Here is an 11,824-nt window from a genome sequence, read left to right on the forward strand (position 1 = left end):
GCGCCACCCGGCGGGCGACTGTGATCTGCGACACCTCCCTCGCCCGCCGGAACGGTGCGGGGAGGGGTGTCACCGACGCGCCGGGGCGGACCGGCCTTCCTGGGCGGCCCGGACCAGTGCGGCGATCGGCCGCGGGTCGGGCTCGTTCTCCGGGTGCCACTGCACGCCGAGCAGGAAGGGCCGGCGCGGATCCTCGACCGCCTCGACCACCCCGTCGTCGGACCAGCCCGTCGCCGTCAGCCGGCCCGGGTCGGCCACCGCCTGGTGGTGGTACGAGTTGACCCGCCCCACCCCGGCCATCACCGTCGCGGCCAGGCTGCCCGGGGCGAACCGCACGCCGTGCCCGCCGTAGACGCCGGGGGCGGGACGGTGCAGGTCGTGCCCCACCAGGTCCGGCAGGTGCTGGTGCAGCGACCCGCCGGCCGCCACGGCGAGCAGCTGCATCCCCCGGCAGACCCCGAGCACCGGCAGGTCCGTGTCGAGGGCGGCGGTGAGCAGGGCCAACTCGCCCGCGTCGCGCTCCGGGCGGCTCTCGGTGCGGGGCGCCGGAAGCTGGCCGTACCGGGCCGGGTCGACGTCCGCGCCGCCGGCCAGGACCAGGCCGTCGAGCACCCGCAGCACGTCCGCGTCACGGTCGTCCGGGGGCAGCACCACCGCCCGGCCCCCGGCCGCGGTAACCGCCCGGACGTACGCCTCGGGCACCAGCACCGCCGGCACGTCCCGCCACACCCCCCAGCCGACCGGCTCGACGTACGCGGTGATCCCGATCAGTGGCCGGCTCACAGCGGGGTGACGTACGCGCCGGTGATGCCGCCGTCCACGACGAACTGCGCGGCGGTCATGAACGACGAGTCGTCGCTGGCCAGGAACGCCACCGCCGCGGCGATCTCCTCCGGCTTCCCGAACCGCCCCATCGGCACGTGCACCAGCCGGCGGGCGGCCCGCTCCGGGTCGGCGGCGAAGAGTTCCAGCAGCAGCGGGGTGGCGACCGGGCCGGGGCAGAGCGCGTTGACCCGGATGCCCTCCCGGGCGAACTGCACGCCCAGCTCCCGGGTCATCGCCAGCACCCCGCCCTTGCTCGCCGTGTACGCGATCTGCGAGGTGGCCGCCCCCATCAGGGCCACGAACGACGCGGTGTTGATGATCGAACCCCGGCCCTGCCGGCGCATGTGCGGGATGACGTGCTTGCAGCAGAGGTAGACGCTCGTGGTGTTGACCCGCAGCACCCGCTCCCAGGCGTCCAGCCCCGTGGTCAGGATGGAGTCGTCCTCCGGCGGGGAGATGCCGGCGTTGTTGAACGCCACGTCGATGCGCCCGTGCCGCTCGGCCACCCCGTCGAACAGGTCCCGTACGGCCGCCTCGTCGGCGACGTCCGTGGCGACGAACTCGCCGCCGACCTCCTCGGCGGCCCGCCCGCCCGCCTCCGGGTCGACGTCCACGCAGACCACCCGGGCCCCCTCGGCGGCGAACCGCCGCACGGTGGCCAGCCCGATCCCGCTGCCCGCTCCGGTGACCACGGCCACCCGGCCCTCAAGACGACCCAGCACCTGATCACTCCTCCGTCGCGATGAACACGTTCTTGACGTCCGTGAAGGCGTGCAGCGCGTCCGGGCCCAGCTCGCGGCCCAGCCCGGAGCGCTTCATCCCGCCGAAGGGCGTCCAGTACCGCACCGAGGAGTGCGAGTTGACGCTGAGGTTGCCCGCCTCCACGGCCCGCGCCACCCGCACCGCCCGGCCCACGTCCCGCGTCCAGACCGAGCCGGACAGGCCGTACTCGGTGTCGTTGGCCAGCCGGATCGCGTCGGCCTCGTCGTCGAACGGGAGCACGGAGACGACCGGGCCGAAGATCTCCTCGCGCCAGTGCCGGTCCGCGGGCGAGTCGGCGAGCAGCACCGTCGGGGCGTACCAGAAGCCGGGGCCGTCGGGGCGGGAGCCGGCGAAGGCCACGTTCGCCCCGTCGACGTACCCGGCCACCCGGTCCCGCTGGGCCGCGGAGATCAGCGGCCCCATCTCGGCGGTCTCCCGGGCCGGGTCCTCCACCCGCAGCGCGCGCACCGCCGGTTCGAGCAGCTCCAGGAAGCGGTCGTACGCCGGCCGCTGGACCAGGATCCGCGACCGGGCGCAGCAGTCCTGGCCGGCGTTGTCGAAGACGGCGTACGGGGCGGTGGCCGCCGCCCGCTCCAGGTCGGCGTCGGCGAAGACGAGGTTGGCGCTCTTTCCGCCCAGCTCCAGGGTCAGCCGCTTCACCTGCGCGGCGCAGCCGGCCATGATCCGGGTGCCCACCTCGGTGGAGCCGGTGAAGCAGACCTTGCGGACGGCGGGATGGGTGACGAAGCGCTCCCCCACCACCGACCCGGCGCCCGGCAGCACGGTGAACACGTCGTCGGGCACGCCCGCCTCGCGCGCCAGCTCGGCCAAACGCAGCGCGGTCAGCGGGGTCAGCTCGGCGGGCTTGAGCACCACGGTGTTGCCGGCCGCGAGCGCCGGCGCGAACCCCCAGGCGGCGATGGGCATGGGGAAGTTCCACGGCACGATCACCCCGACCACGCCGAGCGGCTCGTGGAACGTCACGTCGAGGCCGCCCGGCACCGGGATCTGCCGCCCGGTCAGCCGCTCCGGCGCGCCCGCGTAGTAGTCGAGGACGTCGCGGACGTTGCCCGCCTCCCACCGCGCGTTGCCGATGGTGTGCCCGGAGTTGCGCACCTCCAGCCGCGCCAGCTCCTCCAGGTGTGCGTCGACCACCGCCGCGAACCGCCGCAGCACCCGCGCCCGCTCCCCCGGTGCCACCCCCCGCCAGCGCCGGAAGGCCGCGTCCGCCCGCGCTATCGCCGCATCGACCTCCCCGACCGACGTGGCGGGCACGAACCCCACGACCTCCCCGGTAGCCGGATCCACCACCTCACTCAAGCCCACCCCTCCCCTCTCCCTGCCGCCCCGCGGCGCCTGCGGCGTCGATCATGCAGTTGTGGTGCCTCACGGTGGGGGTCAGAGGCGTTCGAAGCCACGGATCAGTTCCCAGTCCGTCACGGCGGCGTCGAAGGCCGTCAGCTCGATCCGTGCCTGGTTGGCGTAGTGGGCCGTCACCTCGTCGCCGAACGCCTCGGCGGCCACCGTCGAGCCCTCCCAGAGGGCCAGGGCGTCGCGGAGCGTGGCGGGGACCCGTTCGGCGGCCGGATCGTCGTACGCGTTGCCGGTGCACTCCTCGCCCAGTTCCAGCTCCCGCTCGATGCCGTGCACCGCGCCCGCGACGAGTGCCGCGATCGCCAGGTACGGGTTCACGTCCGCTCCCGGCACCCGGTTCTCCACCCGCATGCCCTGCCCGTGCCCGACCAGCCGCAGCGCGCAGGTGCGGTTGTCGGTGCCCCAGCGCAGCGCGGTGGGTGCGAACGACCCGAGCTGGTAGCGCTTGTACGAGTTGATGTTCGGGGCGAACAGGAGGCTGAACTCGCGCATCGTGGCCAGCAGCCCGGCCAGCACCCGCTGCCCGGTCGTCGACAGGTGCGCCGGCCCGTCGCCGAGCATCGCCGAGCGGCCGTCGGCGTCGCGCAGCGAGAAGTGGATGTGGCAGGAGTTGCCCTCCCGCGCGTTCGGCTTGGCCATGAAGGTGATCGACATGCCCTCCTGGGCGGCGATCTCCTTCGCCCCGTTCTTGTAGATCACGTGGTGGTCGGCGCAGGCCACCGCCTCGTCGTAGCGGAAGGCGATCTCGTGCTGGCCGAGGTTGCACTCCCCCTTCGCGCTCTCCGGGGTGAGCCCCGCGCCGGCCATCTCCCGCCGGATGCGGCGCAGCAGCGGCTCCACCCGGGCGGTGCCGAGCAGGGAGTAGTCCACGTTGTACTGGTTGGCCGGGGTCAGGTCCCGGTAGCCGCGCTGCCAGGCGTCCTCGTACGAGTCGCGGAACAGCACGAACTCCAGCTCGGTGCCGGCGTACGCGGTCAGCCCGTGTGCGGCCAGCCGGTCGAGCTGCCGACGCAGGATCTGCCGGGGCGAGGCCACCACCGGGGACCCGTCCAGCCAGGCCAGGTCAGCCAGGAGCAGCGCGCTGCCCGGCTGCCAGGGCACCCGGCGCAGCGTGTCGAGGTCCGGCACCATGGCGAAGTCGCCGTAGCCGCGTTCCCAGCTCGACATCGCGTACCCGTCGACCGTGTTCATGTCGACGTCCACGGCCAGCAGGTAGTTGCAGCCCTCGCTGCCGTGCGCGGCCACCTCGTCGAGGAAGTAGGGCGCGTGGAACCGCTTGCCCTGCAACCGGCCCTGCATGTCGACCAGGGCCAGCACCACGGTGTCGATCTCGCCCTCGGCGACGGCGACCCGCAACTGTTCCAACGTGAGCGGAGCTTTCCTCATCGGCGGGCCTCCATCACCAAGGTCTACTGGCTAACCGGTTGACCGTCAATGCCCTGCCCGGCATCCCGGCAACCGCCCCCGGGGCGCCGGGTGTTGCCGGCAGCCCCTGTCGAGCTGCCCCGTCCATGAGACCGGCGCCCACCGTACGAGCCGGGCCGCAACAGTACAGACCAGAACGGGCCGGACCGGAACAGTACAGACCGGACCAGGCGAAGCCGGACCGATCCGGGCGGGCACGCCGGGAGGCGCGCACGGCGTCGGGCCGAGCGCCCCACCCGACGGGGCAGCTCGACAGGCGGTCGGCGGGTGCACGGCCCGCGACCGACCCGCCCGGCCCTCCCGTCGACCGACCGACCGGGCGGGCGAGCGGGGCGGGGCGGGGCGGGCGGGCGGGCAAATTGCGTTGCCGTGCCGGCGCGTGCGCCGCATGCTTGAGCCCGTGACCAGGCCCGATCGCGACGGGCCACCCGCCGGGCGCTCGGACCGCCCGGCACGCGGCGGCGCGGGGCACGTCACCTCTCTCTCACCTGTACGGCGCTGCGCCGTACCCGACGTACGCCCCGCGCCGCCGCCTCCCACCGCCCTGACCCGCACCACCGCGACCGCACCGCCGCGACCGCACCGCCCGACCCCACGCCGCCCTGGCCCGCACTGCCCCGCAGCGCACCGGCCCGGCCCGGCAGCACCGTCTCAGGTGAGCAGCAGGCCGGCGACCCAGAGCGCGGCGACGAGCAGACCGGCGAGGAACTCGACCAGCATGGACAGGCCGGCCGCCGCGACCGCCTGCTTCGTCGCCGGCCAGGCCAGCCGGGAGTCGCCCAGCCGCAGCCGCTCCGCCGCCCACACCCCGCCGACGAAGCCGAGCACCAGCCCGATCACCGGGATCACGAAGAAGCCGACCAGCCCCAGCAGGCCACCGGCGAGCAGCGACGAGGTGGGCACCCCGGTGCGTTTCAGGTTCCGCCCCGGCCAGGCGTACTTGACGACGGTGCCGCCGGCGGCGACCACGGTCGCGGCGGCGAGCACCGCCCAGCGGCCGGGCCCGGCGCCGCCGAAGATCGCCCAGACCAGCACCCCGCCCCAGCACAGCGGCAGCGCCGGCAGGCCGGGCACCACCACCCCGGCGAGCCCGGCGAGGATCGCCAACCCGGCGAGTACGGCGACCGCCGCCTCGCTGTCCGTCAGGCTCATGCCGTCGCTCCCCGCTCGTCGTCGCGCAGCCGGGCGGTGATCTCCGCCGCCGGGGCGGGCGGCCCGAAGAACCGCCCCTGCCCGGTGTCGCAGCGCAGCGCGCGCAGCCGCTCGGCCTGCACCCCGGTCTCCACCGCCTCGGCGGTGACCCACAGCTCCAGCGCGTGCGCCAGCCGGACCAGCGCGTCCACGATGCGTTCGTCACGGTGGTCGGGCACCGCCTCGGCATCCTCACCCCGGATGCCCTCGACGAACGGCCCGGCCAACTTCAGGCAGTGGATCGGCAACCGGCGCAGGTACGCCAGATTGGAGTAGCCGGTGCCGAAGTCGTCGATCGCCATCCGTACGCCGAGGGCGGCGAGCCGGTGCAGCGACCGCAGCGGCTCCCCGGCGGTGCCCATCACCGCGCTCTCGGTCAGCTCCAGTTGCAGCAGATCCGCCGGCAGCCCGGTGGAGGCCAGCGCGTCGGCGACGGTGTCCACGATCCCCGGGTCGTCGGCCTGCCGGGCGGCCAGGTTGACGCTGACCACCAGCTGCGCCCGGGGGAACTCGCGTCGCCACGCCTCCGCGTCCCGGCAGGCCTGGCGCAGCACCCACTCACCGAGCCGGACGATCAGGCCGGTCTCCTCGGCGAGCCCGATGAACCGGTCCGGCCCGATCAGTCCCAGCTCCGGGTGCTGCCACCGGACCAGCGCCTCAACGGCCAGCATCGAGCCCTCCAGCAGGGACACGATCGGCTGGTAGTGCACGACGAACTCGCCCCGGTCCAGCGCCGCCGGCAGCCCGGCGGCCAGGGCGGAACGGGCGATGTCCCGGGCGCCGCGCTCCGGGTCGTAGACCGCCCACCGGCCCCGACCCTCCGCCTTCGCCCAGTAGAGCGTGGTGTCCGCGGCCTTCATCAGTTCCGAGGCGCTCGTCCCGCCGACCGGGCACTCGACGATGCCGACGCTCGCCGACACCGCGAGCTGCTGCTCGCCGATGCGGACCGGGGCGGAGACCGCCGCCAGGGCCTCCTCGGCGACGCGTACCGCGTCGTCGATGCCGGCGCCGTCGTCGACCAGGATGACGAACTCGTCCCCACCCATCCGGGCGACGAGGTGGCCGCGGCCCGCGACACAGTCGGCCAGCCGCTTGGCGATCACCACGAGCAGCCGGTCACCGAGGTCGTGGCCGAGGCTGTCGTTGACCGCCTTGAAGCCGTCCAGGTCGAGGAAGCAGACCCCGACCCGCCGGGCCGCGTCGGCGACGTCGAAGACCCGGCCCAGCGTCTCGAAGAACAGGGTCCGGTTGGGCAGGCCGGTGAGCGGGTCGTGCAGCGCCTGGAAGCGCAGCCGCTGCTGGAGTTCGTGCCGCTCGGTGATGTCCTCGATCATCGCGACGGTGAACCGTGGCCGGCCGTCGTCGTGGCGGATCAGCGAGACGGACAGATCCGTCCAGACCACGCTGCCGTCCTTGCGGTAGTAGCGCTTCTCCACCCGGGCCCGGTCCTGCTTGCCCTCGATCAACTCCTGGTAGAGCTCCCACATCCCGGCCGCGTCGTCGGGGTGGAACAGCGCGGCCACGTTGGTCTGCCGCAGTTCCTCGATGGAGTAGCCGAGCATGTCCGCGAACGCCTGGTTGACGTCGATGATCTGGCCGTCGACGCCGGCGATGCCGATGCCCGTGGCCGCTCCCACGAAGACCGCCCGGAACCGGGCCTCGCTGTCCCGCAGGGCCTGCTCGACGTCGTCGCGGGCCTGCCAGGCCGAGCGGGCGATCCGCTCCTGCTGGGCGAAGGTACGGTCGCGCAGGGCGCGGGCGAAGCCGGCGGCGAGCCCGCCCTGCAACGCCGCGACCCGTTGCGCCGTCTCGTCCCGGTGGGTCCGGCCCGGCACCACCCGGGCGGGGAACCGGTCGCCGAGGGCCCGCACCGACCAGTCGAGCACCCGGGGCTCGGTCAGGTGCGCCTCGACCAGCGCGCGCCCCACCTCCTCGGCCGGCAGGGCCGAGAAGGGCTCGGCGAGCAGGGCCTGGGCCAGCCGGACGGTGTGCAGGTGCAGCAGGCGCTCGGTCTCGGCCGCGCTGAGCGGCACGAAACCGAGCCGGCGCACCGCCCGGGCCCACTCGGCCGCGTACCGCTGGGCGCCCGACCGGCTGAGGTCGTCGCCGCCGGGCTCCGGGACGGCGGCCATCGGCTCAGGCGGTGGGCTGGTCGTACCGGGCGACGCCGCCGAAGGCGCCGAACCGCTCCGGGTGCTCGTCGACGTCGGAGGGCGAGTCGGGGCGCCACAGCGGCATGTGCACCACGCCCGGCTCCAGGAGCGTCCAGTCGCCGAAGAAGCTCGTCACCTCGGCCCGGGAGCGCAGCGTGATCTCGGTGTCGGTACGCGCCGAGAGCCGCTGCGCGTCGAGCATCTCCTGCGGCTGGTCCTCGAACGTGGAGTGCGAGATGACCAGGTGGCTGCCCGGGGCCGCGGCGGCCCGGAGGGTGGCCAGGACGTCACCGGGGCGGTCGGCGTCCCCGACGAAGTGCACCACCCCGGCGAGCAGGATGCCCAGCGGCCGGTTGAAGTCGAGCAGCCCGAGGTCACGGGCCGCGGCCAGGATCCGCTCCGGCTCGCGCAGGTCGCCGTGGATCACCCCGGTCAGTTCGTCGCCGGCGAGCAGCTCCCGGCTGTGCGCCACCGCGACCGGGTCGATGTCGACGTAGACCACCCGGGCCTTCGGGTTGGCCGTCTGGGCGACCTCGTGCACGTTGCCCACGGTGGGGATGCCGGAGCCGATGTCGAGGAACTGGTCGATGCCGGCGTCGAGCAGCGTGCGTACGGCGCGACGCAGGAACTCCCGGCCGGCGCGCATGGTCGCCGCCAGGTTCGGGGTCATGCCGGCGATCTGCTCGGCCAGCTGCCGGTCGATCTCGAAGTTGTGCGCCCCACCGAGGAAGTAGTCGTACACCCGGGCCGCGCTCGGCCGGGAGAGGTCGATCTCGGCGGGAAGTCCGTCCGGCATCTGCACTGCTGCACCTCATGGTCGTCGCCGCGGTGCGGGAGGGAACCGGTGCCGGGGTGCGTGGGGCACGCGAGGCACCGGCCGACCCGCGGGTCGTGTGGTGCTCACCACTCTAGGCTGGGAACTCCCCGGTCCGGGAGGTCCCATGACCCACTTCGTCGGCCCGTCGGATGTCCGTCACGGACCGGACACCGCACCCGTAACGGCCCGGCCACCGCACGTCGATCGGGCGGGCCGGCGAACGGACTCCCTCCCGCGCACGCCGGTCCCGCTGGTCGGCTTCGCGCCTGGCCGGAGCGGGACCGGCCGGCTCCCTCGTGGAGCCCGGGCCACGGGTCAGGCGGACTCCAGCAGCAGCGAGATGCCCTGCCCCACGCCGACGCACATGGTGGCCAGCGCCCGGCGCCCGCCCCGGCGACGCAGCTCCAGCGCGGCCGTCAGCGCCAGCCGGGCGCCGCTCGCGCCGAGCGGGTGCCCGAGCGCGATCGCCCCGCCGTTCGGGTTGACGTGCTCGGCGTCGGTCGGCAGGCCCAGCTCGCGCAGCACCGCGACGGACTGCGCGGCGAACGCCTCGTTCAGCTCGATGACGTCGACCGCGTCGAGGCCGAGGCCGAGGCGCTCGAGCAGCTTCCGGGTGGCCGGCACCGGCCCGACGCCCATCACCCGCGGGGGTACGCCGGCCGCGGCGGCGCCGGCGACCCGGGCCAGCGGGGTCAGGCCGTAGCGGGCCACGGCCGCCTCCGAGGCGACCAGCAGCGCCACCGCGCCGTCGTTGACGCCCGACGAGTTGCCGGCGGTCACCGTGCCGCCCTCGCGGAACGGGGTGGGCAGCGCGGCGAGCTTTTCCAGCGAGGTCTCCCGGAGGTGCTCGTCGACCTCGACGAGCTTCGTCTCGCGCCGCCCCGCAGGCACGGTCACCGGCACGATCTCCTCGGCGAACCGGCCGTCGGCCTGCGCCTTCGCGGCCCGCTGCTGCGACCGGTACGCGAACTCGTCCTGCTCGGCGCGGCCGACGCCGTACTCGACGGCGACGTTCTCCGCCGTCTCCGGCATGGAGTCGATGCCCCACCGCTTCTTCATCAGCGGGTTGACCAGTCGCCAGCCGATGGTGGTGTCGTAGACCTCGGCGGTGCGGGAGAACGGGGTGGTCGCCTTCGGCATCACGAACGGGGCACGGCTCATGCTCTCCACCCCGCCGGCCACCACGAGGTCGGCCTCGCCGGCGACGACGGAGCGGGCCGCGGTGGCCAGGGCGTCCAGGCCGGAGCCGCAGAGCCGGTTGACCGTGCTGCCGGGCACCTCCTCGGGCAGCCCGCCGAGCAGCGCCGCCATCCGGGCCACGTTGCGGTTGTCCTCGCCGGCCTGGTTGGCGCAGCCCAGGATCACGTCGTCCACCCGCGCCCAGTCCACCGACGGGTGCCGGGCGACCAGTTCGCGGATCACGTGCGCGGCCAGGTCGTCGGGGCGGACGCCGGCGAGGGCGCCGGCGTACCGGCCGATCGGGGTGCGGACACCGGCCACCAGGTATGCCACGGTCATCAGCGCGATCCTTCGGGGGGTGGGAAGGGGCGGGGGGCGGGCGGTTCCGGGTCGCGGGGACGCCCGGCCGCCAGGATATCCGCGCGCGCAGCGGATAGGTTGGCGGCATGGCCCGGGCCCAGTTCAGCGCAGAGACCAGCGGCGGCGGCGAGTTCGTCCGCCAGCCCAACCGGTTCACCGGTCGGGTCACCCCGGACTCCGACTCGCCGCCCGGTGGCGGGCCGGACGCGCAGGGCCGGTGGCCGCTGGAGCCGGGCCGCTACCGGCTGATCTGGTGCCGGGCCTGCCCGTGGGCGCACCGGGCCCGGATCGTACGCGGCCTGCTCGGCCTGGAGGACGCGATCTCCCTCGGCACGGTCGACCCGATCCGCGACGAACGGGGCTGGCGGTTCGCCCTCGACCCCGACGGCTTCGACCCGGTGCTCGGCATCGGCTTCCTCTCCGAGGCGTACCTGGCCACCGATCCCGACTACACCGGGCGAGTCACCGTGCCGGCGCTGGTCGACACGCGCACCGGCCGGGTGGTCACGAACGACTATCCGCAGCTCACCCTGGATCTGTCCACCCAGTGGCGCAGCCTGCACGGGCCCGGGGCGCCCGACCTCTACCCGGAGGCGCTGCGGCCGGAGCTGGACGCCCTGATGGCGGAGATCCACCGGGACGTCAACAACGGGGTCTACCGGTGCGGCTTCGCCACCTCCCAGGCCGCGTACGACGAGGCGTACACGGCGCTGTTCGCCCGGCTCGACGCGCTGTCGGAACGGCTGGCGGGCCGGCGCTACCTGATGGGCGACACGATCACCGAGGCCGACGTGCGGCTGTTCACCACCCTGGTCCGCTTCGACGTGGCATACCACGGGCACTTCAAGTGCAACCGACAGAAGCTCACCGAGCTGCCGGTGCTCTGGGCGTACGCGCGGGACCTGTTCCAGACCCCGGGCTTCGGCGAGACGGTCGACTTCGACCACATCAAGCGGCACTACTACGGCACCCACGCGGCGATCAACCCGACGGGGATCGTCCCGCTGGGCCCCGACACCTCCGGCTGGACCACGCCGCACGGGCGTGGCTGAGCCGCGCCGGGCCGGCCCGCGTACCGCCCCGCCCCGGGCCGCCGCCGCGTCGGCCTCCGCCGCCTGCGTAGTCGGGGGCGCGCTCGCGGTGACCGTCGCCGTGGTCGCCGGTCCCGGGCCGGGTCTGACCGGGTACGTCAGCGAGGCGGGCGTCACCGACAGCGCGTACGCCCCGGCGTACCGGATCGGGGTCTTCGCCCTGGCGGTCGGGTTGCTGCTGCTCGCGGCGGCGCTGCCCCCGGTGCTGCGGGCGGCGGCCGGGCTGCTCGCGGCCGGGAGCGTCTTCGCGCTGGTCTCCGGGGCGGTGACGTGCAGCGCCGGCTGCCCGCTGCCGCCGTTCGAGCGGGCGACCGCGGCGGACCTGGTGCACGGCGCGGCGAGCATCCTCGCGGTGGCGGCGGTGGTCCTCGCGATGCTGGCGGTCACGCTCACCCGGGCGGCGCCGCCGGCGCTGCGCCGGCTGGCCGCGGCGGCCGTGGCGGTGGCCCTGCCGCTGGCGGGCGCGACCGCCGTGGCCCTGGTCTTCGTGGGGCGCGGCGGCCTGATCGCGGTCCTGGAGCGGCTGCTGCTGCTGGTGGCCGTCCTGTGGGGTACGGCCTCCGCGACCGCCGTCGCCCTCCGCCGGTGAGCGGGGGCACCTGCGCCGCCGGGGATGGGGGAACGGTCCGTTCTTGCACCTGCTGTAA

The 11,824-nt window shown here is 74.7% G+C and carries 10 protein-coding genes; 2 read left to right on the forward strand and 8 right to left on the reverse strand.

The annotated features are described in order from the left end of the window. Positions 1-69 precede the first annotated feature (69 nt). From ACLQ22_RS07930 to pcaF, 8 genes are all read right to left on the reverse strand, one after another. A complete protein-coding gene (locus ACLQ22_RS07930; protein WP_425691667.1) occupies positions 70-783 on the reverse strand; it encodes a gamma-glutamyl-gamma-aminobutyrate hydrolase family protein in 714 nt (237 codons plus the stop codon). After that, positions 780-1,547, reverse strand: coding sequence for a 3-oxoacyl-ACP reductase (locus ACLQ22_RS07935; RefSeq protein ID WP_425691668.1), 768 nt, complete (start codon positions 1,545-1,547; stop codon positions 780-782). Before ACLQ22_RS07935 ends, ACLQ22_RS07930 begins: the two co-directional genes overlap by 4 nt. Positions 1,548-1,551: 4 nt before the next feature. Beyond that, positions 1,552-2,907, reverse strand: a complete 1,356-nt coding sequence (locus ACLQ22_RS07940) for an aldehyde dehydrogenase family protein (protein WP_425691669.1) — start codon at positions 2,905-2,907, stop codon at positions 1,552-1,554. A 78-nt stretch (positions 2,908-2,985) separates the two neighbouring features. Further along, positions 2,986-4,347, reverse strand: a complete 1,362-nt coding sequence (locus tag ACLQ22_RS07945) for a glutamine synthetase family protein (RefSeq protein WP_425691670.1) — start codon at positions 4,345-4,347, stop codon at positions 2,986-2,988. Between the two features lie 690 nt (positions 4,348-5,037). Then, positions 5,038-5,538 (reverse strand): DUF456 domain-containing protein, encoded by a 501-nt coding sequence (locus ACLQ22_RS07950; protein ID WP_121396062.1) that lies wholly within the window; start codon positions 5,536-5,538, stop codon positions 5,038-5,040. After that, complete coding sequence (locus ACLQ22_RS07955) at positions 5,535-7,709, reverse strand: putative bifunctional diguanylate cyclase/phosphodiesterase (protein ID WP_425691671.1); 2,175 nt, start codon at positions 7,707-7,709, stop codon at positions 5,535-5,537. Before ACLQ22_RS07955 ends, ACLQ22_RS07950 begins: the two co-directional genes overlap by 4 nt. 4 nt (positions 7,710-7,713) lie before the next feature. Then, a complete protein-coding gene (locus ACLQ22_RS07960; protein ID WP_425691672.1) occupies positions 7,714-8,532 on the reverse strand; it encodes an SAM-dependent methyltransferase in 819 nt (272 codons plus the stop codon). Between the two features lie 330 nt (positions 8,533-8,862). Next, entirely contained in the window at positions 8,863-10,065 is a 1,203-nt protein-coding gene (pcaF, locus tag ACLQ22_RS07965) for a 3-oxoadipyl-CoA thiolase (RefSeq protein WP_425691673.1), read from the reverse strand. Between the two features lie 107 nt (positions 10,066-10,172). Between pcaF and ACLQ22_RS07970 the strand changes: the two genes are divergently transcribed. Next, positions 10,173-11,138 (forward strand): glutathione S-transferase family protein, encoded by a 966-nt coding sequence (locus ACLQ22_RS07970; RefSeq protein ID WP_425691674.1) that lies wholly within the window; start codon positions 10,173-10,175, stop codon positions 11,136-11,138. Continuing rightward, positions 11,131-11,766 carry a DUF998 domain-containing protein gene (locus ACLQ22_RS07975; protein ID WP_425691675.1) on the forward strand — a complete coding sequence of 212 codons (636 nt, stop codon included), beginning with the start codon at positions 11,131-11,133 and terminating at the stop codon, positions 11,764-11,766. The genes ACLQ22_RS07970 and ACLQ22_RS07975 overlap by 8 nt, the downstream gene beginning before the upstream one ends. The last annotated feature ends 58 nt before the right edge of the window (positions 11,767-11,824 follow it).

The sequence above is a fragment of the Micromonospora sp. DT178 genome (assembly GCF_049841695.1).
Lineage (GTDB): Bacteria > Actinomycetota > Actinomycetes > Mycobacteriales > Micromonosporaceae > Micromonospora.

Excerpts from the sequence above, each read along its gene's own strand:
- ACLQ22_RS07945 (WP_425691670.1), bottom strand. The coding sequence starts at position 4,347 with ATGAGGAAAGCTCCGCTCACGTTGGAACAGTTGCGGGTCGCCGTCGCC.
- ACLQ22_RS07950 (WP_121396062.1), bottom strand. The coding sequence starts at position 5,538 with ATGAGCCTGACGGACAGCGAGGCGGCGGTCGCCGTACTCGCCGGGTTG.
- ACLQ22_RS07955 (WP_425691671.1), bottom strand. The coding sequence starts at position 7,709 with ATGGCCGCCGTCCCGGAGCCCGGCGGCGACGACCTCAGCCGGTCGGGC.
- pcaF (WP_425691673.1), bottom strand. The coding sequence starts at position 10,065 with ATGACCGTGGCATACCTGGTGGCCGGTGTCCGCACCCCGATCGGCCGG.
- ACLQ22_RS07970 (WP_425691674.1), top strand. The coding sequence starts at position 10,173 with ATGGCCCGGGCCCAGTTCAGCGCAGAGACCAGCGGCGGCGGCGAGTTC.